Origin of the sequence: Bradyrhizobium sp. BRP56 (assembly GCF_020194035.1) — a bacterium.
Classification (GTDB): domain Bacteria; phylum Pseudomonadota; class Alphaproteobacteria; order Rhizobiales; family Xanthobacteraceae; genus Bradyrhizobium; species Bradyrhizobium australafricanum.
On record NZ_JADYVV010000010.1, the window covers coordinates 1 to 24792 of the forward strand.

Here is a 24792-nt window from a genome sequence, read left to right on the forward strand (position 1 = left end):
CGCAGGCCGTGTTCCTCGCTGCCGCCAAGGTCGGCGGCATCGTCGCCAACAACACGCTGCGGGCGGAATTCCTCTACGACAATCTGGCGATCTCGAGCAACGTGATCGAGGCGGCCCATGCCAATGGATGCGAGAAGCTGATGTTCTTCGGCTCGTCCTGCATCTATCCGCGCCTGGCGCCGCAGCCGCTGCGCGAGGATTCGATGTTGACCGGCCAGCTGGAGCCGACCAACGAGCCCTATGCCATCGCCAAGATCGCCGGCATCAAGATGGCCGAGGCCTATCGCAGCCAGTACGGCGCCGATTTCATCAGCGTGATGCCGACCAATCTCTACGGTCCCGGCGACAATTATCACCCCGAATACAGCCACGTCGTCGCCGCGCTGATCCGCCGCTTCCACGAGGCCAAGGTTTCGGGCGCAGGCAACGTCGCGGTGTGGGGCACCGGCACGCCGCGCCGCGAATTCCTCTATGTCGACGATCTCGCCGACGCCTGCATCCATCTGATGAAGACCTATTCCTCGTCCGAACTAGTCAATATCGGCACCGGCGAGGACATCACCATTGCCGAGTTCGCGCGCGTCGTCGCGGCCGCCGTCGGCTATCGCGGCGAGATCAAGTTCGACACGTCGCGCCCGGACGGCACGCCGCGCAAGCTGCTCGACGTCGGCCGGCTGGCCAGGCTCGGCTGGCGCGCCACCACCTCGCTCGAGGATGGCATCGCCCTCGCGTACCAGGCCTATCTGCGCGAGACGAAGTGACGCGGTGAACCTCCCGCCCTCCGACTGAGAATATCTGTCGGCTTGGCGACGCCGTGCGGCTAGGATGCGCGTGGCCAAGCGTGCCGCAAGAGCCGCCAGTGCGTCGGAGGAGACATCATGAGGGTTCTACGCCGCCAGTTCCTGCAACTTGCAGCCGCTACGGCTGCGCTTCCGCTCACATTTGGAAAAGCGATTGCCGAGGCCTATCCGGCGCGGCCGGTTCGCCTCGTGATCGGCTATACGCCCGGCGGTTCGGCGGACCTGACGGCGCGCCTGATGGGGCAGTGGCTGTCGGAAAAGCTCGGGCAATCCTTCATTGTCGAGAACCGGCCGGGCGGCGGGACCAACATCGCCACCGAGCAGGCGCTGCGCGCGGCACCCGACGGCTACACGCTGCTGCTGGTCGCGCCGGCCAATGCGATCAACGCGACGCTCTACCAGAAGCTCCCCTTCGACTTCATGCGCGAGATGGAGCCGATCGCGGGCATCATTCGCTTTCCCAACGTCGTGGTGGTGCACCCCTCGCTGCCGATCAAGTCGATTCCCGAATTGATCGCCTATGCAAAGGCCAATCCCGGCAAGCTCAACATGGCGTCGTCGGGCAACGGTTCGACGATCCACATGTCGGGCGAACTGTTCAAGATGCTGACCGGCATCAACATGCAGCACGTGCCTTACCGGGGCGGTGCGCCGGCGCTCACCGATATGCTGTCCGGGGTGATGCAGGTGATGTTCGATAATCTTCCGACCTGCGCCGAGCACGTCAAATCCGGCAAGCTGCGCGGACTTGCGGTCACCAGCACGACCCGTTCGGACGTGCTTCCGGACCTGCCGCCGGTCGCCGACTTCCTGCCGGGCTACGAGGCGAGCGCCTGGTACGGCCTTGCGGCGCCGAAGAACACGCCGCCTGAAATCGTCGACAGGCTCAACAAGGCCGTCAATGAAATCCTCGCCGATCCCAAGGCCAAGGCGCGGTTTACCGAGATAGGCGCGATCATGCTGCCGGGCTCGGCTGCCGACTTCGGCAAACTGGTGGCCGATGAGACCGAGAAGTGGGGCAAGGTGGTCAAGTTCGCCGGCGCCAAGGTGGACTAGCTTTGAGCCGTCGCGCGTGGCGGGTTTTTTGAAAGCGCGGCTGCCATCGCCGAGATCAGCGGCCGCATGAAGAAGGCGTCTTCGGCAGGATAGATGTCGGTGCGCAGGCCGTGGGACTTGAGTTCGTCCGATACCGCCGGTCCGACGGACGCGATCGGCGTACGCTCGAAGCCCTGGCGTAACGTCTCCTCGCAACCGCGCGCCCGTGCCACCTCGATGAGGCGGCGGACCTGGCCGAGGTTGGTCAGCGCGATCGCGTCGATGCGGCCCCGCGCCATCTCCTCGATCGCGGTGACGATGTTGGCGTCGGCAGCCTGCGCATCATAGACATAGGGCAGCACCGTATCGACCTCGGCGCCCTGTGCCTTGATCGCGCCGATCAGGGTGGCGTGATCCTTGTCCGGATAAAGCTGCAGGCCGAGCCGATGGCCGGTCAGGTCGAGCTTCGACAGCATCTCGGCGACGCCTTCCGACGTCGGCTTCTCGGTGGTTATCTGCGGTTCCAGGCCGATCTCGCGCAGCGCCCGGCCGGGCTTTGGGCCGCGGGCGAGTTTGCGCGCCTTGGCGAGGCTATCGACAAACTCCCGCTCGACACCGATCCGGCGCACGACCTTCATCAGCCGGCGCAGGCCTTCGCCGGTCATCAGCACGAGATCGTCGAGCGGCCGTTCGATGGCGCGGCGAATCCAGCCCTCGATCGGCGCCGCATCGGGCGCATCGTGGATGGTGAACATCGGGCATTGCAGCACGTCGGCCCCCTGCTCGGCGAGCAGGCGGGAAAACTGCGCCTCCTCGCGCGTCTCGAGGATCAGGATGCGGTAGCCGTTCAGCCGTTCAGCCATGATGGTCCCTAATAAACATTGTCGTCATTTGTTCGATTTGACCCCCGCGCCGGGATTGGCGCAAGGCCGCCTGCGGTGTAGACGAGGGCCGAAAATGACCGTTCCACCGATCTGCTCAAGCTTTGGTCAATTGGCATGCCCGACCATCAATTCGTTTTGACCCTGTCCTGTCCGGACCGTCCGGGGATCGTCTCGGCGGTCTCGACGTTTCTCGCCCATAACGGCCAGAACATCCTGGACGCCCAGCAGTTCGATGACGTCGAAACCGGCAAGTTCTTCATGCGCGTGGTGTTCACCGCTGCCGACCTTGCGGTCGAGCTCGCGGCGCTGCAGACCGGCTTTGCCGCGATCGCCGAACGGTTCGGCATGGAATGGCAGATGCGCGATCGCGCCAGCCGCCGCCGGGTGATGCTGTTGGTGTCGAAGTCCGATCACTGCCTGGTCGACATCCTCTACCGCTGGCGCACCGGCGAGCTCGAGATGATCCCGACCGCTGTTGTCTCCAACCATCCGCGCGAGACCTATGGCTCGCTCGATTTCGGCGATATCCCGTTCCATCATCTGCCGGTGACGAAAGAGACCAAGCGGCAGCAGGAAGACGCGGTGTGGAAGCTGGCCCAGGACACCAGGACCGATCTCGTCGTGCTGGCCCGCTACATGCAGATCCTGTCGGACGAGATGTCGGCGCGGCTGTCGGGCCGCTGCATCAACATCCATCATTCCTTCCTGCCGGGCTTCAAGGGCGCGAGGCCCTACCATCAGGCGCATGAGCGCGGCGTCAAGCTGATCGGTGCCACGGCGCATTACGTCACCAGCGATCTCGACGAGGGGCCGATCATCGACCAGGACGTCGAGCGCATCAGCCACCGCGATACGCCTGAGGATCTCGTGCGCAAGGGGCGCGACATCGAGCGCCGGGTGCTGGCGCGCGCGATCCGCTACCATCTCGCCGATCGCGTCATCCTCAACGGACGCAAGACCGTGGTGTTCGTCGACTGATCCGCGGCTTCGCTCGGTCCGCATAAGGCGATGCGGGTTCAGCGGCCGGCCGACCGTGCGCTCAGTGGGCCGCGTCCTGCGGTGCCGTTGCCGGCTTGGCTTCGTCGCCGCGCTGGGCCGCGGGCGTCAGCCGCTTGCGTTCCCGATCCTGCATGAACTTGTCGTATTCCGGGGTGCCCGGCCGCGGCGGCGCATCCGCGGGCAGGCCGCCGGCCCAGGCTGGAATGGTGTCGGCCATGCCGGCGGATAGCTTCTGGTTCATGGAGCTGCATCCCCCGAGCGCGCCGGCCGCGAGCGCGAGGGCAGTCAGGACAGCGATGGGGCGCGTCACGATTGGCATGGGAGGAAGGATACAGCCCTGTTCTTTATGGATGATGATCTCGGGCGCGACCGTTCGGCTGCAATTGTGCTTGTTTGTTGACATTGTTGCTGCGTTTGTACGATCGTACAAATGAATCGAGCCGATGGCGGCCTTGAATGCGCGAGACCGCTTCTCGCGGGAGGCATTGAGTCTTGTGGAGCGATGTTGGTATCATGATACTTGCTTCTGCAGCCAGACCCGATCGCGTCGCGCGCGGCACACGTCCATCGTCCGATTGACAGAGGGCACGGGGAGACGCCTTGTCGCGTTGCGGCTTGGCCGTGCATGCGTGAGTTAAAACAAGGCAAGAGCCGGGGACCAAGGCTCGATGCAGAAGAACGGAAGGGGGAGGGACGTCGATGTTCAATCGTCGCAAAATGTTGCTGTGGGGCGCCGCTTCGGCCGTGCTTCCCGGGTTGTGTGCCAGTGTGCCGGCGTGGGCGGACGACGCCGTCAAGATCGGGCTGATCCTGCCGATGACCGGCGGTCAGGCGTCGACCGGCAAGCAGATCGATAACGCCATCAAGCTCTACCTGCAGCAGAAGGGCGACACCGTCGCCGGCAAGAAGATCGAGATCATCCTGAAGGACGACGCCGCGGTGCCGGACAACACCAAGCGGCTTGCGCAGGAGCTGATCGTCAACGACAAGGTCAATTTCATCGCCGGCTTCGGCGTGACGCCCGCGGCGCTCGCCGCGGCGCCGCTGGCGACGCAGGCCAAGATTCCGGAAGTCGTGATGGCCGCAGGCACTTCGATCATCACCGAGCGCTCGCCCTATATCGTGCGCACCAGCTTCACGCTGGCGCAGTCCTCCACCATCATCGGCGACTGGGCGGTGAAGAACGGCATCAAGAAGGTTGCGACGTTGACCTCGGACTATGCGCCCGGCAACGATGCGCTGACCTTCTTCAAGCAGCACTTCACCGCCGGCGGCGGCGAGATCGTCGAAGAGGTCAAGGTCCCGCTCGCCAATCCGGACTTCGCGCCGTTCCTGCAGCGCATGAAGGATTCCAAGCCCGACGCGATGTTCGTATTCGTGCCGGCCGGGCAGGGCGGCAACTTCATGAAGCAATATGCCGAGCGCGGGCTCGACAAGAGTGGCATCAGGGTGATCGGACCCGGCGACGTCATGGACGACGATCTGCTCAACAATATGGGCGATGCCGCGCTCGGCGCGGTGACGGCGCATCTCTATTCGGCCGCGCATCCGTCTGCAATGAACAAGGAGTTCGTCGTCGCCTACAAGAAGGCGTTCGGCAACCGCCCGGGCTTCATGGCGGTCAGCGGCTATGACGGCATCCATCTGATCTATGAGGCGCTGAAGAAGACCAATGGTGCGACCGACGGCGACAAACTGATCGAGGCGATGAAGGGCATGAAGTGGGAGAGCCCGCGCGGCCCGATCTCGATCGATCCGGAAACCCGTGACATCGTGCAGAACATCTATATCCGCAAGGTCGAGAAGGTCGACGGCGAGCTCTACAATGTCGAGTTCGCGACCTTCGAGGCCGTCAAGGATTCCGGCAAGACCAAGAAATAGCATCGTCATCGGCGGCGTGCGCCCCGGCCCTCACCACGTCATGCCCGGCCAAAAGCGCGAAGCGCGTCTTCGCGCAGGTGTGCCGGGCATCCACGTCTTTCTTCCCGGCGAGCAGAAGACGTGGATGGCCGGGACAGGCCCGGCCATGACGATGACCTTGACGTTCGAGCTGTTGTTCTTGTTGCGTCCTCACGGCTAAGCTGACTCCATGGCCTCTATGCTCACCAACCTGTTCGACGGCGTCGCCTACGGCATGCTGCTGTTCGTGCTCGCCTGCGGGCTTGCGGTGACGCTCGGGCTGATGAATTTCGTCAATCTCGCGCATGGCGCCTTCGCGATGGCCGGCGGCTATATCTGCGCCGTGCTGGTGAATAATTCCGGCTGGCCGTTCTTCGCAGGCCTGCCGCTCGCCTTTGTCGGCAGCGCCGTGATCGGCATCGCGCTGGAGCGCACGCTGTACCGCCATCTCTATAGCCGCAGCCATCTCGACCAGGTGCTGTTCTCGATCGGTCTGGTGTTCATGTCGGTCGCGGCGGTCGACTACATCATGGGATCTTCGCGGGTCTTCATCAAGCTGCCGGCGGCGCTGGAAGGCCAGATCGACCTGTTCGGCGTCGGCATCGGCCGCTACCGGCTGATGATCGTGGTGATCTGCGGCCTGCTCACGCTGGCGCTGCAACTGATCCTCGCCAAGACCCGGTTCGGCAGCCGGCTGCGCGCCGCGGTCGACGATCCGCGCGCCGCGATCGGGCTCGGCATCAACGTGCCGCAGGTGTTCGCCTTCACCTTTGCGTTCGGCTGCGGCCTCGCCGGCCTCGGCGGCGCGCTGAGCGCGGAGATCCTCGGGCTCGATCCGTATTTCCCGCTCAAATTCATGATCTACTTCCTGATCGTCGTCACCGTCGGCGGCTCCTCCTCGATCACCGGACCGTTCCTGGCGTCGCTTTTGCTCGGCATCGCCGATGTCGCCGGCAAGTATTACGTGCCCAAGCTCGGTCCGTTCGTGATCTACACGGTCATGATCGTGATCCTGCTCTGGCGTCCGAACGGCCTGTTCGGCCGTACCGCGCCACGGTGAGGCTGATATGACGGCGCTATCCGACGTTTCCACTCACGCGATGGCCAGCGCCCGCTGGCGGGTCAGCGAGGTCGCGTTCTGGGCGCTGGCGCTCGCCTGCGCCTTCCTGTTCCCGTCGCGCTATTTGATCATGACCGACATCGTGCGGCTCGGTTTGTTCGCGCTGTCGCTCGACCTGATCCTCGGCTACGCCGGCATCGTTTCGCTCGGCCACGCGGCCTTTTTCGGCGTCGGCGCCTATTCGGCCGGCTTGCTGGCGCTGCACGGCATCGTCAACGAGCCCGTCATCGCGCTGGTCGCCGCCGGTCTGGTCGCGGCGCTGCTCGGTTTCCTGACCAGCTTTCTCGTCATCCGCGGCGTCGACCTGACACGGCTGATGGTGACGCTCGGCATCGCCCTGCTGCTTGAAGCGCTCGCCGAACGCTTCTCGAACATCACCGGCGGCACCGACGGGCTGCAGGGGATCGAGATGCAGCCGATCCTCGGTCTGTTCACCTTCGACATGTTCGGCAAGACCGGGTTCTTCTACTCGCTGATCGTGCTGTTCATCCTATTCCTGCTCGCCCGACGCATTGTGCATTCGCCGTTCGGCCTGTCGCTGCGCGCGATCAAGAACAATCCGCTGCGCGCGGCCGCCATCGGCGTGCCGGTCAACCGTCGCCTGATCGCGGTCTATACGCTCGCGGGCTTCTATGCAGGGATCGCAGGCGCGCTGTTCACCCAGACCACGGCGCTCGCCTCGCTCGACGTGTTTTCCTTCGAGCGCTCCGCCGATCTGATGCTCGTGCTCGTGATCGGCGGCACCGGCTATCTCTACGGCGGCCTCATCGGGGCCGTCGTGTTCAAGATGCTGCAGGAGCTGTTTCAGAGCATCACCCCGCAATACTGGCTGTTCTGGATCGGCCTCGTGCTGGTCGTGATCGTGCTGGTCGGCCGCGCGCGCATCCATCGCTGGGTGCTGTTCGTGCCCAACCTGATCATCCGCCAGTTCGCCTGCCGCAAGGCCGCCGTTGCCGTGCCGGAGAGCGACGCGTCATGACGATCGCGCTGGAAACCCGCCGCCTCGAAAAATCCTTCGGCGCCCTTCGCGTCACCCGCGATCTCTCGCTGAAGGTGATGCAAGGGGCCCGCCATGCGCTGATCGGGCCGAACGGCGCGGGCAAGACCACCGTGATCAATCAGCTGACCGGCGTGCTGACGCCGAACAGCGGGCGAATCCTGCTCGAAGGTAGCGACATCACCGGCCTGTCCGTCCACAAGCGGGTGCTGCGCGGGCTGTCGCGCACGTTCCAGATCAACCAGCTCTATCCCGACCTGACCCCGCTCGAAACCATCGGGCTCGCAGTCTCCGAACGGATGGGCCACGGCGGCGACTGGTGGCGGCGGATGGGGACGCGGAGCGACGTCAACACCGAGATCGCCGAGATCCTGTCGCGCTTCCATCTGCTCGACGTGATGACGGAGCTCACCTCGACCTTGCCCTATGGCAAGCAGCGCCTGCTCGAGATCGCGGTCGCGATCGCCGCCAAGCCGCGGGTGCTGCTGCTCGACGAGCCCGCCGCGGGCGTGCCCGAGAGCGAGCGCCACGACATCCTGGCGGCGGTCGCAGCATTGCCGCGCGACGTCACGGTGCTGCTGATCGAGCACGACATGGACCTCGTATTCTCCTTCGCCGACCGCATCTCGGTGCTGGTCAATGGCGGCCTGCTCGCCGAGGGCGCGCCCGACGAGGTCGCGCGCGATCCGCAGGTGAGGGCGGTCTATCTCGGCGAGGCCGCCGATGCCTGACCTTCTTTCCATCCAGGGCCTGCGTGCCGGATATGGGGAGGCGGTGGTGCTGCCCGATATATCGCTGGCGCTTGCGGAGGGCCAGGTGCTAGCGCTGCTCGGCCGCAACGGCACCGGCAAGACCACGCTGATCAATTCGATCGTCGGCATCGTCAGGCGCCTCGGCGGCAGCGTCGCGCTCGCAGGCCGCGACATCACGGCGATGCGGCCCGACCAGCGCGCCCGCGCCGGGATCGGCTGGGTGCCGCAGGAGCGCAACATTTTCCGCTCGCTGACGGTGGAAGAGAACATGACCGCGGTGGCGCAGTCCGGGCCGTGGACGGTCGAGCGGGTCTATGAGATGTTTCCGCGGCTGCAGGAGCGGCGGCGCAATTTCGGCAACCAGCTGTCCGGTGGCGAGCAGCAGATGCTGGCGATCGGCCGCGCGCTGACGCTAAATCCGAAAGTGCTGCTGCTCGACGAGCCGACCGAAGGCCTCGCGCCGATCATCGTTGAGGAATTGTTAAAGGCGATCGGAACCATCACGCGCTCAGGCGGCATCTGCTCAATCATCGTCGAGCAGAACGCGCAAAAGATTCTGGGGCTGGCCGACCGCGTTGTGATATTGGAACGCGGCACGATCGTGCACGACGCCGCAAGCAGCGCGCTGAAAGCCGATCCCTCCGTCCTCGAGCGCCACCTCGGCGTCTCTGGGGCCAAGGCACATTAGACGGCACATTAGAAACGTCCGGGAGTTGACCATGCAGCGAACCAAGCCTCCGTTCCGCGCCGACGAGGTCGGCAGTCTGTTGCGGCCGCCGAAGATCAAGGAGGCTCGCGCCAGATTGGAAAAGGGCGAGATTTCCGCCGACGAACTGCGCAAGGTGGAGGACATGGAGATCGAGAAGGTCGTGCACAAGCAGGCCTCGGTCGGCCTGAAGCTTGCGACCGACGGCGAGTTCCGCCGCTCCTGGTGGCATTTCGATTTCCTCAGCCATCTGACCGGCTGCGAGCTGTTCCATCCCGACATGGGCATCCAGTTCGCCGGCGTGCAGACCCGGCACGATGCCATCAGGGTGATTGGCAAGCTGGATTTCTCCGATCATCACCCGATGCTCGATCACTTCAGGTTCCTGAAGAAATACGCCGACCAGGCGCATGTCACGCCGAAGATGACGATCCCCTCGCCGGCGGTGCTGCATTTCCGCGGCGGCCGCAAGCTGATTTCGAAGGAGGTCTATCCGGACCTCGAGGAATTCTATCAGGATCTCGGCAAGACCTACCGCAAGGCGGTCAAGGCGTTCTACGACGCCGGTTGCCGCTATTTGCAATTCGACGACACGGTGTGGGCCTATCTGTGCTCGCAGGAGGAATTGCAGAAGTCGCGCGACCGCGGCGACAATCCGGATGGCCTGCAGGAGATCTACGCCCGGGTCATCAACTATGCGATCGCCGACCGTCCGTCCGACATGGTGATCACGACCCATGTCTGCCGCGGCAATTTCCGTTCGACCTGGATCTCCTCCGGCGGCTACGAGCCGGTCGCCGAGACCCTGCTCGCCGGCACCAATTACGACGGCTATTTCCTCGAATATGATTCCGACCGCGCCGGCGGCTTCGAGCCGCTGCGCTTCCTGCCCAAGGGCAACAAGGTCGTGGTGGTCGGCGTCATCACCTCGAAGTTCGGCGAGCTCGAGAAGAAGGACGACATCAAGCGGCGGCTGGAGGAGGCATCCAAATTTGCCCCGATCGAGCAGCTCGCGGTGTCGCCGCAATGCGGCTTTGCCTCGACCGAGGAAGGCAACATTCTCTCCGAGGAAGAGCAGTGGGCCAAGCTGCGGCTCGCGGTCGAGGTCGCGAACGAGGTGTGGGGGAAGTGACGCGCTGATGTCATTCCGGGGCGATGCGAGGCATCGAACCCGGAATCTCGAGATCCCCCGGGGCGCAATTGCGCCCCTGAGGTTCGCGCTGCGCGCGCCCCGGAATGACGGTGCTCAAGCGCACCGTCATTGCTCCGCCAGATAGACCTCGCCGAGCAGCGACGAGTTCGACCACGGCACCTGCTTGCCCTTGGTCGCGGCGACGACCTCGGCGCGGACCCGTGTCAGCATCTGCTGCACCTCGAGGCCGGGCGTGCCGACATGGCGCGACAGCGCCGCCGAGAACGGGCTGTTGGCGCCTTCGCCGTCGAGCGCGACCTGGCCCGGCGCGGTCGCAAACGCGATCAGCGTGCCGGCGCCGAGCGTCGAGCCCGATCCGAGCGAGGCGGGCGCGGCAAGGCCGGAGCCCGCTTCGATGCCGCGGCTTGGACCTGTGGAGGCTAGCTGCGGCGCCATCGGATTGTTGCGGCAGGCATCGAGGATCAGGATGTTGGTGCGGATCTGGTCGTCGAGCCCGGCCATGATGGTGTCCATGTCGACCATCGCGTCGGTGGCGCGGCTGCCCGCCTTGAACTCGATATCGACCGGCACGAGATAGTTGCGGCCGTCGACCTGCACGCCGTGACCGGCATAGTAGACCACGGCGATCTGCGACCGCGCCGCCTCGCGCAGGAAATCGTGGATTGTCTTCTGCATCGTGTCGCGATCGAGATCGAGGCCTTCGGAGACCGTGAAGCCGATGTCGCGCAGGCTCCTGGCGATGGCGCGCGCATCGTTGGGCGGATTGGGCAGCGCCTTGACATGCGCATAGGCGCCGTTGCCGATCACCAGCGCGACGCGCCGGCCGGTTGCTGCGGCCTGCACGCGTGCTGCGGGCGCAGCCGGTGCTGCGGCGGGAGCCGGCGGTGCAGGGGCAGGGCTGCTCTCGGCGGCCGGCGCCGCCGCGGTCTTGCGCGGTGCCGCGTCGGCCTCCTTGAGCAGCGCGAGCCGCACTTTCGCGGTGGCCTGGTTGGCCTTGCTGCCGGCATCGGACGCCACGCCTTCGAGCACCGAGGCGTAATCTTCCTTGGCATGCGCAGCATCGCCCTTCGCTTCGTAGCTGAGGCCGCGCTGGGTATAGGCCGAGATCAGCACGCTGCCGGGCGGCGTCATGATGTTGACGGGCGCCTTGGCCTTGGCGAGCCGGATTGCCTCCGACGTGTCCGCAATCGCGCGCTCGATCTCGCCCTTGGCGCGCCAGATCACGGCGCGGCTGATCAGCGCCTGCGGCAGCGACGGGTCGATCCTGACCGCCTCGTTGATGTCGGCGAGCGCGCCGTCGAGATCGCCGAGCGCCCGCTTCGAGGCGCCGCGGTTCTGATAGGAGAAGGCTGACTTCGGACCGGCCTTGATCGCGGCGTCATAGTCGGCGATCGCCTTGGCGTAGTCGCCCTTGCTGCGATAGGCGTTGCCGCGGTTGTGGAAGATGATGCCGCTCGGCGGCCCCATGGGCAGCGCATCGTTGAAGTCGGCGATCGCGATGTCGTACTCGCCTTTGTCGAAATAGGCCGAGCCCGGAGGTTGTAGACAGCGGTGCTCGGCTTGAGGCGCAGGGCCTCGGTGGCGTCGGATATCACCTGGGCGTAGTTGCCCTTCTTGTTCCAGCCGACCGCGCGCCAGAAATAGATGGTCGCGAGCTTCTCGCCGGAAAACACCTTCAGCGCGATGATCTTGGTGCAGGCGTCGATCATCTGGTCGGCCGGCGTGGTGTCGGTCGTGCAGAGTGGGCCGAGCTGGGAGCGCGCCTGGGCGAAACAGGGCGCCGACCAGAGCAAAGCGGCCAGGAGGGCGGGGATCAGGAGCAGGCGGCGCATTGGTCATCCGGGGGTAAAGCCGTCATGGCGATCGCCGACGGCAGGGCGGGTCCATGACTGTTTGGTGATCGCGCAGCAGAGGGGGTTCAACTGGTGGGAAAATGGTGATAAGATGCTACTAGTCATCAATTCTGCCCACTCCCGTCCCACTCGCTGCTGCCCACCCCAGGCGCCATGAAGAACGACGAAATCCTCAGCCAGATCACGGATTTTTGCCGCCGCTCCGACATGGCGGAGACGACGTTCGGCCGCCGTGCCGTCAACGACGGCAAGCTGGTGCACCGGCTGCGCGAGGGCAAGCGCATCACCATCGACACGCTCGACCGCATCAACGGCTTTATCGCGACCTCGACCCCGGGCGGCGTGGCGCCGCCGCGCGGCCTCGTGGTGCCGCCGGAAAAGCGCGATCCGCGGGGCAATTTCCGGTTCTTCGAGAACCGCCAGCGCTATTTGCTGTTCGTCCACACCTGCAGCGAGAAGCGGGTGATCGCCGACCGGGTTGCGCTGGAACTGGCGGCCATCCACCCGCGGCCGCCGGCGCTGCGGGTGTTCGACGCCGGGATGGGCGACGGCACGGTGCTGGCGCGGGTCCTGCGCGCCATGCATGGCCGCTTCCCACATATGCCGTTCTATGTCGCCGGCAAGGAGTTGAGCCTGGAGGACGTCCGCCTGACCCTCGATAAGGTCCCCGACCGCCTGTTCGAGCATCCGGCCAGCGTCTTCGTGTTCACCAACATGTATTATGCCGAGGCGCCGTGGCTGACGCCGAAGAACTCCGCGGCGGCCGCCAGCATGATTTGGCACGAGGTGCCGCTGCGCGGGGCGTCATCGGGTGAGTTCGAGGCCCAGATCGCCGAACTCGGTCCGTTCCTGGAGCAGAACTGGCGGGCCAATCTCAGCCCCGGCAATGCGATGCCGATCTATGAGCGGCCGGTGGCGCTGGTCCTGTACCGCGACGATCACCGGTTCCTGCTCGATTCCATCATTCCGCGGGCCGGCCGCACCGAAGCCAATTTCGATCTTGTGATCGCCTCGCAACCCTACCGCGCCAAATCCTCGGTGAACTTCCGCGCCAAGCGGATCATCGCGCCGCTGGCCCGCGCGCTGCGCGGCGGCGGACGGCTGATAGGAATCCACTCCCACGGCGGCGATCCCGGGCTTGAAATGATTCAAGCCGTCTGGCCCGGAGAAAATCCTTTCGCCGTCAGCCGTCATGAGATACTGCGCGCGGTGAAATACGAGTTGGGCTCCGCCGGGCGCGAGCTGAACTTCAACGCCTACGCCGATAACCGTTCGATCTTCCGATATGATATGGAAGCGCTGCCCAATGAGGTAACCGGCTCGATCGGAACCTCGACGGCCTTTGCTGCGTGGAATGCGGCGGTGTATGTCGCGCAGATCGAAGATGAGCGGTTGACCGAAACGACCGAAAACGGACGAGCTCTCGAGGCCACGCGCGAAGTTCTCCGCAAACACAACGGGCTGTGGTTCTACGACGAATCCTACGTCATCTCGCGGCGACGAGACTGACATGCCGGGGACATATTCACCAACCAACGTCGGACTTCGACTTAACAAGGGGTTTGCTTGATGCGCGCGTCTTATCTGTTCACCAGCGAGTCGGTCTCGGAAGGCCATCCGGACAAGGTCTGTGATCGGATCTCGGATGAGATCGTCGATCTGTTCTATCGCGAGGGACCGAAAGCGGGCATCGACCCGTGGCAGATCCGCGCGGCGTGCGAGACGCTCGCGACCACCAACAAGGTGGTGATCGCCGGCGAAACGCGCGGCCCGAGCTCGGTCACCAACGACCAGATCGAGAGCGTGGTTCGCTCTGCAATCAAGGACATCGGCTACGAGCAGGACGGCTTCCACTGGAAGAACTGCGACATCGAGATCCTGCTGCATCCGCAGTCGGCCGACATCGCGCAGGGCGTCGACGCGCTGCAGCCGGGCGAAGTCAAGGAAGAGGGGGCCGGCGACCAGGGCATCATGTTCGGTTACGCCACCAACGAGACGCCGGACCTGATGCCGGCGCCGATCTTCTACGCCCACAAGATCCTGCGGCTGATCTCCGAAGCGCGCCACTCCGGCCGCGAGAAGGTGCTGGGTCCGGACTCCAAGAGCCAGGTCACGGTGCAGTACGAGAACGGCAAGCCGGTCGGCGTCCGTGAGATCGTGGTCTCGCACCAGCATCTGATCGAGGACCTCTCGTCCAAGCAGATTCGCGACATCGTCGAGCCCTATGTCCGCGAGGCGCTGCCGAAGGAGTGGATCAGCGACAAGACGATCTGGCACATCAATCCGACCGGCAAGTTCTTCATCGGCGGTCCCGACGGCGACTCCGGCCTGACCGGCCGCAAGATCATCGTCGACACCTATGGCGGCGCGGCTCCGCACGGCGGCGGCGCGTTCTCCGGCAAGGATCCGACCAAGGTCGACCGCTCGGCGGCCTATGCCGCGCGCTATGTCGCCAAGAACATCGTCGCGGCCGGTCTTGCCGACCGCTGCACGCTGCAGCTCGCCTATGCGATCGGCGTGGCGCGTCCGCTGTCGATCTACATCGACACCCACGGCACCGGTAAGGTGTCGGAGGATCAGCTCGAGAAGGCGGCGGCCAAGGCGATGGATCTGACGCCGCGCGGCATCCGCAGCCATCTCGACCTCAACCGCCCGATCTACGCGCGCACCTCGGCCTACGGTCATTTCGGCCGCACGCCCGACAATGAGGGCGGCTTCTCCTGGGAGAAGACCGATCTCGTCGAGCAGCTGAAGCGCGCGCTCTGATACTTGCGTCATTCCGGGGCGCTCGCGAGAGCGAGCGAACCCGGAATCCCTAATCATCACCTCGAGATTCCGGGTTCGCCTCTTCGAGGCGCCCCGGAATGACCCGTTCAACAACAGGACGCTCAAATGAACGCCCCCACGAAGCCCGGCTTCACCGACTACATTGTCAAGGATATTGCGCTCGCCGATTTCGGCCGCAAGGAGATCTCGCTGGCCGAGACCGAGATGCCCGGCCTGATGGCCACCCGCGAGGAGTTCGGCCCCAAGCAGCCGCTGAAGGGCGCGCGCATCGCGGGCTCGCTGCACATGACGATCCAGACCGCGGTATTGATCGAGACGCTAGCCGCGCTCGGCGCCGACATCCGCTGGGTCTCCTGCAACATCTACTCGACCCAGGATCACGCCGCGGCCGCGATCGCCGCCGCCGGCATTCCGGTGTTCGCCGTCAAGGGCGAGACGCTGACCGAGTATTGGGACTACACCGCAAAGCTGTTCGACTGGCACGGCGGCGGCACGCCGAACATGATCCTCGATGACGGCGGCGACGCCACCATGCTGGTGCATGCCGGCTACCGCGCCGAACAGGGCGACACCGCTTTCCTCGACAAGCCGGGCTCCGAGGAAGAGGAGATCTTCTACGCGCTGGTCAAGCGCCTCCTGAAGGAGAAGCCGAAGGGCTGGTTCGCCGAGATCGCCAAGAACATCAAGGGCGTCTCGGAAGAGACCACCACGGGCGTGCATCGCCTCTACGAGATGGCCAACAAGGGCACGCTGCTGTTCCCGGCGATCAACGTCAACGACAGCGTCACCAAGTCGAAGTTCGACAACCTCTATGGCTGCCGCGAGTCGCTGGTCGACGGCATCCGCCGCGGCACCGACGTGATGCTGTCGGGCAAGGTCGCGATGGTCGCCGGCTTCGGCGACGTCGGCAAGGGCTCGGCCGCCTCGCTGCGCCAGGCCGGCTGCCGCGTCATGGTCTCCGAGGTCGATCCGATCTGCGCGCTGCAGGCGGCGATGGAAGGCTATGAGGTCGTGACCATGGAAGACGCGGCGCCGCGCGCCGACATCTTCGTCACCGCCACCGGCAACAAGGACATCATCACCATCGAGCACATGCGCGCGATGAAGGATCGCGCCATCGTCTGCAACATCGGTCACTTCGACAACGAGATTCAGATTGCGAGCCTTCGCAATCTGAAGTGGACCAACATCAAGCCGCAGGTCGACGAGATCGAATTTCCCGACAAGCACCGCATCATCATGCTGTCGGAAGGTCGGCTGGTGAACCTCGGCAATGCGATGGGCCACCCGTCCTTCGTGATGTCGGCCTCCTTCACCAACCAGACGCTGGCGCAGATCGAGCTGTTCGCCAACAACAAGGACGGCAAGTACGCCAAGAAGGTCTACGTGCTGCCCAAGACCCTCGACGAGAAAGTCGCCCGCCTGCACCTCGCCAAGATCGGCGTCAAGCTGACCGAGCTGCGCAAGGATCAGGCCGACTATATCGGCGTGAAGCAGGAAGGTCCGTACAAATCGGATCACTACCGCTACTGATCCGCGCCCGCAGCAATCGATCACGTGAAGAGCCCCGGCCTCGCCCGGGGCTTTTTGCTAGGCAGGCTCGTGCATCAAGCTGGGATGCCGCACGCAATTTGACTGGTCGCCCCCGTGCACCGGTCGAGGACCGGTCACACCAAAATGGGCCGTGCAATAAGGTCCTTTTCGGATTCGGGAAATCAGAGATAGCCTGCCAAGGCTCGGGTTGCTAGGGTCGGCTCTCTCGGGTTACAGAGCTACTTGCCCTGCGGCTCTTACCCCGCAATCGGCTAATCAGTAGGGGACGCAAATGCGCTGCCCCTCCAAAGTGAGGGATCATCATGGGTTTGGCGCTCAACGTTGCAGTCCTATTGCGCGGGTGGCTTTTGGCACACCATGCCAACGGGCCGGTCGCAACGCTTGGTGTGATGGACTGCGGCTTCTCAGAGAAAGCCTTTACTAAAGCCATAGAGAAGGTTTCGCTATGGGCATCCGCCGATCACCCTATGAGCGCGGCTCGTTATTTTCAAATGTGCGGAGGGCTAAATGATCTGTCAAGCATCGACATCAGCAAATACGAGGGCGCCGATTTCGAGTTTGATCTAAACAATGAAAGTCTTCCAAATGAATTGATCGGCCGCTTTGGCGTGGTGCTTAACGGCGGGACGCTGGAGCACGTCTTTCACGTTCCGAACGCGCTCACCAACATCTCGCGCATGCTGCGTCCCGGCGGCCTTGCCGTCCATATCTTGCCGATGAGCAATTGCGTTGATCATGGCTTCTATCAATTCAGCCCTACGCTCATGCTTGACTATTATGCGGCGGCGAAATTCGACCTGCTCAACTCGATTTCGCTTCACTTCTCTCCGCAGTCGCCGCGCTGGCTCGTTAAACCAGCCCTGCTCGGCTCGTACGGCGAAGGCCTTATCGGCACCTTCGACCAAAGAATCGCCTTCCACATGCTCGTCGCCCGCAAGCGTCCCGATTCCCTCGATTGGGCAATCCCAATCCAAAGCCTGTACGGCCGGAAATTTGCAGGTCAACGCCGTCTATGCGACGCGATCGAGTGGTTCAGTCCCTTCGAGATTGAGAACGGTCGCCGGATCGAGTCCCGTAAACCGACCGAGTTTCGTATCGAGTCGTTTGCGAGCAACGGCGGCTTAATGTGGGGTGCGACACTGCCGGATTATCTTCCGCGGGGTGACGACAGTACGAGCCCCATAAGTTCTAGCCTCGCATTGTTCGAGGATGATAAGCTCCTTGGACCACCCCACTCAGCTCATGACACGATCCAGAAAATTGGGCGAGGCGCATATTCGCATTGGGGTGGAGCGCTCTTTTTGTCGTCTAGCGACGGATCCGATCCAAATACGAATGGACGTCAATACCTCTGCAAGCTGTGAGCGAGTCGGCTATATTGGTCACGCGGACGAGTTTACTGGAAGAACCGTCTCGAGCTGGCTGCGCACGTATCGATATTGCTTCCCGATCCGTTCGCAGTCCTAATCTGAATAGCTTGAACAGAGCATGAGTGAACGGCACCACAGCTCGCTCATGTACCTGGTGATGGTCGCTGATTTCATCAATCGTGTCATTTCGTCACCGGTCGGTGTCGTGTTTCGCTGTTGGATGCAGCCGCGCAGTATCCCGGGAGGTCGAGGAGGCTGGAGTGCCGCGCGCCGATTCGGAGAGTGTTGCCGACAAGTCTTAAATCTGGATCGATGTTAGCTTGCTGCGCCGATCGGACGTACTTTCTTTCGCAAAGGCGCTGCGCGCTTTGAAGACACCAGCCACTACGTGCGCTCGGGCGTCAACCGCATCTCACCGTAACATCCGTGACGATGCGCAGCCCCCCTCGATCCGGTGAGACGGACACATCATACACTGAGTTGTGCTCCGGATAAGCACCGGGGGACTTGCCATGTGGGGCAACTCAGCGGCACTTGCGCGCGAGGAGGGAGCCGGACGAGCGTGCTTACCTCACGGTCTTTCGGTCGCCGGCGCTGTGCCGTGCCCCAGTTGCCGTGATATCTCGCCCGCACAATCGCGCAGCGCAGTTGCGATTGCGCTGTCCCAGCCGGCGTCGAAGGTGCCTTCCGGCCCCATCGCGGTGATGACCAGCGCGACGTGGCCGGCGTGATCGAACACCGGCGCGGCGAAGGCGTTGACGCCGGGCAGGGGATCGCCGGTCGCCCGCGCCAGCCCGCGGCTGCGGACCTCGGCGAGGATCTCGGCCGTCTTCGCGTCCGCCGGCGGACGCTTCGGATTGTAGCCGACGCCGAGGCGATCGAGGCCGCTCTCGAGCGCGGTCCTGATCGCGTTCGGCGGCATGAAGGCGGCGAAGGCGCGGCCGGTCGCGGTCTCGAGCAGCGCCACCACCGATCCGACGCGCATCGCGATATGCACCGGATGGCTCGGCTCCTCGAGCCGCACCACGGTCGCGCCGTGGGTGCCCCAGACCGACAGCGACACCGCGTGATTGATGCTGTCGGCGAGCGCTGCGATCCGCGGCGTTGCGATCCGTACCGCCGACTGCCGGCGCAGGCTGATCAGGCCGAGTTCGAGCGCCAGCGCCCCGATTTCGTAACGGCCGGTGGTCTCGTCCTGCTCGATCAGGCCGATGCGGGAAAAGCTGACGAGATAGGGATGCGCCTTCGCTGGCGGCATGCCGGCTTCGCGGGCGAGATCGCGCAGCATCATCGGTTCGCCGCTGCGGGCCAGCGCGCGGAGCAATTCTCCGCCGACCTCGATCGACTGTATGCCGCGGCTCTCTCTCGTCATGTGGCCCTGCCAGCTCCCACAATGTGCTTATACGGCGAGAAACCCTCCGTCGACCGGCATGGTCACGCCGTTCACATAAGATGCCAGCTCCGATGCGAGGAACACCACCGGGCCGACCAGCTCCTCCGGCCGCCCGACGCGGCCGAGCGGTGTGCGGCCCAGAAATCCGGCGAGCCGGCCCGGGTCGTTGCGGGTCGCTTCGGTCATCGCCGTTTCGACCACGCCGGGCGCGATCGCATTGACACGAATGCCGTCGGCGGCAAGCTCGCGGGCGAGCGCCTGGGTGAGGAGCTTGACGCCGCCCTTGGACGGCGCATAGCCCAGCGTATCGGCAACGCCGAGGAAGGACGCGATCGAGCCGAGATTGATGATCGCGCCGCGCGTCTCGCGCAATGCCGGCAAGAAGGCGTGGGTGACGTTGAACGTGCCGGTCAGGTTGACGTCGAGCACCCGCCGCCAATTCTCGCGTGCACGGGGCGAATCGATGCCCTCACGGATGATGATGCCGGCATTGTTGACCAGGATCGCGATCGGCCCGACCTCGCGCGCCGCACGCTGCGCCAGCGCGGAGCACGCCTCCGCATCGGTGACATCGAGCTCGAACGGCCATGCCGCGCGGCTGTGCTGGCGAATGTCGGCCGCGGTTTGCTCGGCGCCGGCGCGATCGATGTCGGTCACAACAACGTCCGCGCCATGCGCCGCGAGGCCAAGCGCGATGGCGCGACCGTTGCCGTGCGCAGCGCCGGTCACCAGCGCGCGCTTGCCTGCGAGCAGGGTCGCCATTGCGCTCATGGCGCGCTTCCTTCCGCCGCCACGCCGGCGATGCGCTTACCCGCGATGTAGCCGAAGGTCAGCGCGGGCCCGAGCGTGATGCCGGCGCCGGGATAGTTGCCGCCCATGATGCTCGCCATGTCGTTGCCGGCGGCATAGAGGCCGGCGATCGGCTGGCCGTCGGCGTCGAGCGCACGGGCATTGGCATCGGTCCTTATGCCGGCATAGGTGCCGAGATCGCCGATCACCATCTTGATGGCGTAGAACGGCCCGTGCCGGATCGGCGCGATGCAGGGATTGGGCCCGTGCAGCGCATCGCCCTGGTAGCGGTTATAAGCGCGCGAGCCCTTGCCGAAGGCGGGATCGCGGCCCTCGGCCGCGGTGGTGTTGAACTCCGCGACGGTCGCCTCGAGCGCCTTGGCGTCGATGCCGGCCTGCGCGGCGAGCTCCGCCAGCGTCGCGCCGCGCTTGAGATAGCCGGTCTTCAGATGATGGCCGAGCGGCATCGGGCGCGGCGGCACGCAGCCGAGGCCGTATTTGCGCAACGTCTCGTGATCGCAGATGAGATGCGCCGCGATCTCCTCGCCGGGCTTCGCCGCCTTGATCATCGCCTGCACGAAGTCGTGGTAGGAATTGCCTTCATTGGCAAAGCGCCTGCCGTCGGCCATCACCGCGATCACGCCCGGCTTGGCGCGATCGATGAAATGCGGCATCACGCCCTTCGAGCCGTCCTTGCGCGTCGTGACCGAGACCGGCACCCAGGCCGCGGCGTTCGGCAGCGAGTCGTCGACGCGGCCGCCGGCGGATTCCGCAAGGCGCAAGCCGTCGCCGGTGTTGCCGGTCGGGCCTGGCGAATAATGTTCTTTTCCAGTGGGGGCGTGCGGAAACATCTTCTGCCGTCGCGCGACGTCATGCGGGAACCCGCCGCAGGCGAGCACCACGCCACGCTTGGCGTTGACGCGGATCGTGCGCCCTTCACGCACGACGACCGCGCCGCGCACCGCGCCGTTCTCGACGATCAATTCGCGCACCGGCGAGTTGAGCCAAAGCGGGACCTTGAGGTCGAAGGCGGATTTCGCCAGCCGTCCGGCGAGCGCGTTGCCGTTGGTCAGCGTCATGCCGCGGCCGTTGCGCATCACGTCGACGGCGTGCTTCGACAGCCGTTTGGCGACATAGGCCGCCGAGGTCAGCGATCTCGTCGCGCGCATGAAATGCACGATCTCCTTGCCGGAGCCGAGCATCATGCCGAACACGGTGAGCTCGGGCAGGGGACTGCCGAGATTCTTGAGGGCGTCGCCGAGCTCGTGGGCGTCGAACGGCCGCGTCACCATCGAGCGGCCGCCCTGCGCGCCGCCCGGCGCTTCAGCATGATAGTCTGGGAAGGTCAGCGGCATGTCGAAGCGCACCGCGGTGCTGGTGGTGAAGAAGTCGACCGCCTTCGGCCCTTCGGTCAGGAACGCATCGACGCGCGCGGCGTCAAAGCTGTTGCCGGCCTCGTGGCGCAGATAGGTTTTGGCCTGATCGGGGCTCTCCTCGATGCCCCAGGCCTTGGCCAGCGAGGTGCCGGGGATCCACAGCCAGCCGCCGGAGCGCGCGGTGGTGCCGCCGAACCGCGGCTCCTTCTCGACCACCAGGACCTTGAGGCCGTGATGGCCGGCGGTGACCGCCGCCGACAGCCCGGCGCAGCCGGAACCGACGACCAGCGCGTCGCAATCATAAGCTTCTTCGTTGGCCACGCGATCGATCCTATTTCTTGAGCAGCGGGCACTTCGACTCGGAGACCGGACGATAGGCGTCCTCGCCCTTCACCGTCTTGACGATGTCGAGATAATCCCACGGCTCCTTGGATTCCGAAGGCTTCTTCACCTTCGCCAGATACATGTCGCGGATCACGCGGCCGTCCTCGCGCAGCTTGCCGCCATGCACGAAGGTGTCCTCGATCGGCAGCTCGCGCATCTTGGCCATCACCGCTTTCGGATCGTCGGTGCCGGCGGCCTGGATCGCCTTGAGATAATGCAGCACCGAGCCGTAGACCCCGGTCTGGATCATGGTCGGCATCACATTGGCGCGGGCGTAGAACTTCTTCGACCAGGCGCGCGTCTTCTCGTCCATGTTCCAGTACGACGCCGTCGTCATGTAGGTGCCCTGCGCGGCGTTGAGGCCGACCGCATGCACGTCGGTATCGAACATCAGAAGGCCGACCAGCTTCTGGCCGCCCTGCACGAGGCCGAACTCGCCGGACTGCTTGATCGAATTGTCGGTGTCCTGGCCGGCATTGGCGAACGCCACCACGTCGGCCTTCGAGCTCTGCGCCTGCAGCGCAAAGGAGGAGAAGTCGGCGGTGTTGGTCGGATGCTTGACGCTGCCGAGCACCTTGCCGCCTATCTCGTTGATGAAGCGCGTCGCGTCCCGCTCGAGCTGCTGGCCGAAGGCGTAATCCGCGGTGACGAAGAACCAGGACTTGCCGCCTTCCTTGATCACGGCCGAGGCCGTCACCTTGGAGAGCGCGTAGGTGTCGTAGGCGAAATGCACCGTGTTGGGGCTGCACAGTTCGTCGGTCAGCGAGCTCGCGCCGGGACCGGAGAGAAGCGCGATCTTGTTGCGCTCGCGCACCATGTTGTGCACGGCGATCGCGATGCCGGAATTCGGGATGTCGACGACCGCGTCGACCTTGCCGTTGTCGAACCAGCCGCGCACGATCTGCACGCCGACATCGGTCTTCATCTGGTGGTCGGCGGAGATGATCTCGATCGGCTTGCCGAGCACGGTCGGGCCGAATTCCTCCACCGCCATCCTGGCCGCCTCCACCGAGCCCGGGCCCGAATTGTCACGGCCCCAGCTCGACAGGTCGGTCAGCACCCCGATGCGCACGACGTCATCGGAAACCTGGGCGTGAGCGGCCGTGGCCATCGCCGCGACGAAGGCTGCCGCCAAAAACTGTCTCATCATTCCTCCCTTTGGATGTCCGCGTTCTTCGGCGGGTCATCTCTGGATTAGGAATTGTCTAATCAGTTTGTCAATGGCGAATTAAGTGTGTGAATAGTGTCACAATGTTGGCACCCGCACGGCACGGCGCTTCACATTTGGTGAGCGAACGCTTACATGGCTCGTCCGGGACGGCACCGCGGCAAGGCTTCCGGCTCATTTGCCAGAACGCGCCGCAGTGCCAAGTCACTATGAAACAGGGGAATTTTCGCGGACGGCGACGCGTTTCGCCGCCCGGACTGGGCCACCCGTGAAGGGCAAGGCTCCTGCGGGGCGGGGCATGAAGGGCGTCGGCGGACAGCGATCATAGACGGATCATGTTGAGACAGCTCTTCGCGCCGCAGCTCGTCATTCTTTACGTGCTGGTGGCCTCTACGCTTTACGTTCATTTCCGCGGCAAGCAGCGGTTGCGCTTCGCCCGCCAGCTCGGCGATCACTCGACCTACCTCGCGCCCTACAATGTGCTGATGTATGCCGGCTCCGCGGTGCCCAACACGCCGGTGATTCCGGTCGAGCAGTTTCCCGAGCTCAAGAAGCTCTCCGACAATTGGGAGACGATCCGCGACGAGGCCACGCGCCTGTTCGACGAGGGCTTCATCCGCGCCGCGGCCAAGAACAACGACTGGGGCTTCTATTCTTTCTTCAAGAGCGGCTGGAAGCGCTTCTATCTGAAATGGTACGACGACTTCCTGCCCTCGGCGCGGGCGCTGTGCCCGAAGACGGTGGAGCTGCTCAACTCGATCCCGAACGTGCATGGCGCGATGTTCGCGATGCTGCCGCCGGGCGGCAAGCTTGGGGCGCATCGCGATCCCTTCGCCGGCTCGCTGCGCTATCACCTTGGCCTCGTGACGCCGAACTCGAACCAGTGCCGCATCCTCGTCGACGGCGTCGAATGCGTCTGGCGCGACGGCGAGGCCTTCATGTTCGACGAGACCTTCATCCACAGCGCCGAGAACAAGACCGACGTCAACCGCATCATCCTGTTCTGCGACGTCGAGCGCCCGATGAAGTTCGGCTTCATGACGGCAATGAACCGCTGGGTCAGTCACAACATAGTCAAGGCGTCGGCCACCCAGAACGTCGACGGCGAGCATGTCGGCGCGCTGAACAAGGTGTTCGGCAAGCTCTACGAGATCCATCTCGCCAGCCGCAAGGTCAAGGAGTGGAATCGGAACGTGTATTACACGCTCAAATATTCCGCGACCGTGCTGATCCTCGGCCTGATTGTAATGTCGGCGTTGCACTGATTGCAGCGTTGAAAGCAAAAGCCCCGGAGCATGCTCCGGGGCTTTTTGTCTGGGACGAGAGCTGTGAAGCGCAACAGCATCAGTCGCGCTCGAAAACCTTGGCGCCGGGGTAGATTCGCCTGGCGTAGGCGACGACCCACTCCCGGTCCTGGGTCTCCAAGAACGGAGTTCGGATCTTGCACGACCCGACGATAAGGTGCCACAGGCCGTTCAGCTTCTGAATGTTGACGATCATCTGAGTGTTCCTCGAAACCCGCGTTCCAGTCGACACCCGCTACCCGTGACAGTCTTGCGATCGACGGCTCGGCGCAGTGATCCTGATCACGTTGGAGCAGCCGCGAGTGTAAAAATCTCTCGCCATCGCTCAACTGTACGGGCGTAAGCGCGGGCCATCACAAGGAATCAGGCGGGCTATACCAAGGTATGTCGGTCCGCAGGCGCAGCCGCAGCGTCGGGGCCGTTCAACTTTGCGCGTCGCGGCGCCTTCGCGCTCCGATCCGTTACACGG

21 protein-coding genes and 1 pseudogene are annotated in these 24792 nt (G+C 64.4%); 14 read left to right on the plus strand and 8 right to left on the minus strand.

All coding sequences use genetic code 11. The features are described from left to right. Together I6F38_RS09345 and I6F38_RS09350 are read left to right on the plus strand one after the other, a co-directional pair. Positions 1 to 761 (plus strand): GDP-L-fucose synthase (locus tag I6F38_RS09345; RefSeq protein ID WP_225160125.1); only part of this gene is annotated, 761 nt, incomplete at its 5' end. A gap of 117 nt (positions 762 to 878) precedes the next feature. Continuing rightward, the gene (locus I6F38_RS09350; protein WP_172647639.1) at positions 879 to 1856 is read left to right on the plus strand and encodes a tripartite tricarboxylate transporter substrate binding protein; all 978 of its coding nucleotides are present in this window, start codon (positions 879 to 881) and stop codon (positions 1854 to 1856) included. Here I6F38_RS09350 and I6F38_RS09355 read toward each other — a convergent pair. Further along, a complete protein-coding gene (locus I6F38_RS09355; protein WP_172647640.1) occupies positions 1853 to 2698 on the minus strand; it encodes a uroporphyrinogen-III synthase in 846 nt (281 codons plus the stop codon). The genes I6F38_RS09350 and I6F38_RS09355 overlap by 4 nt on opposite strands. Before the next feature lie 135 nt (positions 2699 to 2833). Between I6F38_RS09355 and purU the strand changes: the two genes are divergently transcribed. Then, on the plus strand, positions 2834 to 3697 hold the full coding sequence (gene purU / locus I6F38_RS09360) for a formyltetrahydrofolate deformylase (RefSeq protein WP_172647641.1): 864 nt from the start codon (positions 2834 to 2836) through the stop codon (positions 3695 to 3697). Between the two features lie 61 nt (positions 3698 to 3758). Here purU and I6F38_RS09365 read toward each other — a convergent pair whose 3' ends face one another. Continuing rightward, positions 3759 to 4037 carry a hypothetical protein gene (locus I6F38_RS09365; RefSeq protein ID WP_172649142.1) on the minus strand — a complete coding sequence of 93 codons (279 nt, stop codon included), beginning with the start codon at positions 4035 to 4037 and terminating at the stop codon, positions 3759 to 3761. A gap of 380 nt (positions 4038 to 4417) precedes the next feature. Here I6F38_RS09365 and I6F38_RS09370 point away from each other — a divergent pair, with 380 nt between their 5' ends. The 6 genes from I6F38_RS09370 (at position 4418) to I6F38_RS09395 (ending at position 10324) form a co-directional block, all read left to right on the plus strand. Next, positions 4418 to 5599 carry an ABC transporter substrate-binding protein gene (locus I6F38_RS09370; protein ID WP_172647642.1) on the plus strand — a complete coding sequence of 394 codons (1182 nt, stop codon included), beginning with the start codon at positions 4418 to 4420 and terminating at the stop codon, positions 5597 to 5599. Positions 5600 to 5807: 208 nt separating this feature from the next. Next, positions 5808 to 6677 (plus strand): branched-chain amino acid ABC transporter permease, encoded by an 870-nt coding sequence (locus tag I6F38_RS09375; RefSeq protein WP_172647643.1) that lies wholly within the window; start codon positions 5808 to 5810, stop codon positions 6675 to 6677. A gap of 7 nt (positions 6678 to 6684) precedes the next feature. Beyond that, positions 6685 to 7716, plus strand: coding sequence for a branched-chain amino acid ABC transporter permease (locus tag I6F38_RS09380; RefSeq protein ID WP_172647644.1), 1032 nt, complete (start codon positions 6685 to 6687; stop codon positions 7714 to 7716). Continuing rightward, positions 7713 to 8465 (plus strand): ABC transporter ATP-binding protein, encoded by a 753-nt coding sequence (locus I6F38_RS09385; RefSeq protein ID WP_172647645.1) that lies wholly within the window; start codon positions 7713 to 7715, stop codon positions 8463 to 8465. Before I6F38_RS09380 ends, I6F38_RS09385 begins: the two co-directional genes overlap by 4 nt. Continuing rightward, entirely contained in the window at positions 8458 to 9174 is a 717-nt protein-coding gene (locus I6F38_RS09390; protein WP_172647646.1) for an ABC transporter ATP-binding protein, read from the plus strand. Before I6F38_RS09385 ends, I6F38_RS09390 begins: the two co-directional genes overlap by 8 nt. A 31-nt stretch (positions 9175 to 9205) precedes the next feature. After that, positions 9206 to 10324, plus strand: a complete 1119-nt coding sequence (locus I6F38_RS09395) for a cobalamin-independent methionine synthase II family protein (RefSeq protein WP_016840262.1) — start codon at positions 9206 to 9208, stop codon at positions 10322 to 10324. Between the two features lie 126 nt (positions 10325 to 10450). Here the strand turns inward: I6F38_RS09395 and I6F38_RS09400 are convergent. Next, positions 10451 to 12177: pseudogene (locus I6F38_RS09400) on the minus strand (caspase family protein). Between the two features lie 174 nt (positions 12178 to 12351). On the opposite strand from I6F38_RS09400, the gene I6F38_RS09405 reads away from it, so the two are divergent. From I6F38_RS09405 to I6F38_RS09420, 4 genes are all read left to right on the plus strand, one after another. Further along, entirely contained in the window at positions 12352 to 13707 is a 1356-nt protein-coding gene (locus I6F38_RS09405; protein WP_038380758.1) for a hypothetical protein, read from the plus strand. Positions 13708 to 13767: 60 nt separating this feature from the next. Next, on the plus strand, positions 13768 to 14964 hold the full coding sequence (metK, locus tag I6F38_RS09410) for a methionine adenosyltransferase (RefSeq protein ID WP_038380757.1): 1197 nt from the start codon (positions 13768 to 13770) through the stop codon (positions 14962 to 14964). A gap of 126 nt (positions 14965 to 15090) precedes the next feature. Further along, positions 15091 to 16518 carry an adenosylhomocysteinase gene (gene ahcY, locus I6F38_RS09415; RefSeq protein WP_172647648.1) on the plus strand — a complete coding sequence of 476 codons (1428 nt, stop codon included), beginning with the start codon at positions 15091 to 15093 and terminating at the stop codon, positions 16516 to 16518. Between the two features lie 323 nt (positions 16519 to 16841). Next, the gene (locus tag I6F38_RS09420; RefSeq protein ID WP_172647649.1) at positions 16842 to 17903 is read left to right on the plus strand and encodes a methyltransferase domain-containing protein; all 1062 of its coding nucleotides are present in this window, start codon (positions 16842 to 16844) and stop codon (positions 17901 to 17903) included. Between the two features lie 577 nt (positions 17904 to 18480). Here the strand turns inward: I6F38_RS09420 and I6F38_RS09425 are convergent. From I6F38_RS09425 to I6F38_RS09440, 4 genes are read right to left on the minus strand one after another with little or no spacing between them, the layout of a single operon-like run. Continuing rightward, complete coding sequence (locus I6F38_RS09425; protein WP_172647650.1) at positions 18481 to 19281, minus strand: IclR family transcriptional regulator; 801 nt, start codon at positions 19279 to 19281, stop codon at positions 18481 to 18483. Positions 19282 to 19308: 27 nt separating this feature from the next. After that, positions 19309 to 20073 carry a glucose 1-dehydrogenase gene (locus tag I6F38_RS09430; protein WP_172647651.1) on the minus strand — a complete coding sequence of 255 codons (765 nt, stop codon included), beginning with the start codon at positions 20071 to 20073 and terminating at the stop codon, positions 19309 to 19311. Continuing rightward, the gene (locus tag I6F38_RS09435) at positions 20070 to 21788 is read right to left on the minus strand and encodes an FAD-dependent oxidoreductase (protein ID WP_225160126.1); all 1719 of its coding nucleotides are present in this window, start codon (positions 21786 to 21788) and stop codon (positions 20070 to 20072) included. Before I6F38_RS09435 ends, I6F38_RS09430 begins: the two co-directional genes overlap by 4 nt. Before the next feature lie 10 nt (positions 21789 to 21798). After that, on the minus strand, positions 21799 to 23001 hold the full coding sequence (locus tag I6F38_RS09440) for an ABC transporter substrate-binding protein (RefSeq protein WP_225160127.1): 1203 nt from the start codon (positions 22999 to 23001) through the stop codon (positions 21799 to 21801). 353 nt (positions 23002 to 23354) lie between these two features. Here I6F38_RS09440 and I6F38_RS09445 point away from each other — a divergent pair, with 353 nt between their 5' ends. Then, positions 23355 to 24284, plus strand: a complete 930-nt coding sequence (locus I6F38_RS09445) for an aspartyl/asparaginyl beta-hydroxylase domain-containing protein (protein ID WP_225160128.1) — start codon at positions 23355 to 23357, stop codon at positions 24282 to 24284. 79 nt (positions 24285 to 24363) lie between these two features. On the opposite strand, the gene I6F38_RS09450 is transcribed toward I6F38_RS09445, so the two are convergent. Beyond that, positions 24364 to 24519 carry a hypothetical protein gene (locus I6F38_RS09450; RefSeq protein WP_016843659.1) on the minus strand — a complete coding sequence of 52 codons (156 nt, stop codon included), beginning with the start codon at positions 24517 to 24519 and terminating at the stop codon, positions 24364 to 24366. Between the last annotated feature and the right edge of the window lie 273 nt (positions 24520 to 24792).